The organism is Polaromonas sp. P1_G2, assembly GCF_056405515.1.
The window spans coordinates 1-414 of record NZ_JBFUBY010001369.1 but is presented as its reverse complement, the minus strand read 5'-3'; the positions used below and the strand labels follow the sequence as shown (position 1 = coordinate 414).

The following is a 414-nucleotide window of genomic DNA, read 5'->3' as shown; positions in this document are numbered from 1 at the left end:
GGCCTGGACAAATCGGCCGTCGCCGAACCCGTGGCCAGTGATATCTTTCTTCAGGGCAAGAGCCGGGAGGTCATCGGCGCCGAACTGCAGAACTGGCTGGGCGATGCGGCGCAGGATGCCGGCGCCGCATTGCAATCGATCGAAAGCGATGCCGGCAGCGATCGCGGCCCGGCTTCCATCGGCTTGTCGGCCAATATCTACGGCAATTGGAAGTCGATCGAAAACGTCGTCTTCCGCATCGAGACAGCCAAGCCGGTTCTGTTCGTTCATGACCTCGAAATCCAATCCGGCTCCGCACCCGGTGAGAACCAGGAGCCTCGGGTGACGATGCGCATTGCCTTTCACGGGGTGACGCGCCTGTCGGACAAGGCCGGCCCGTGATGAATGCGCTCGCTATGCTCAAACTGGTTGCCC

The 414-nt window shown here is 61.8% G+C and carries 1 protein-coding gene; it reads left to right on the top strand.

Annotated features, from left to right (window positions below; translation table 11 throughout):
- A partial coding sequence (gene gspM, locus AC1D0P_RS30600) for a type II secretion system protein GspM (RefSeq protein ID WP_477680166.1) occupies positions 1-381 on the top strand: 381 nt, incomplete at its 5' end.
- Between the last annotated feature and the right edge of the window lie 33 nt (positions 382-414).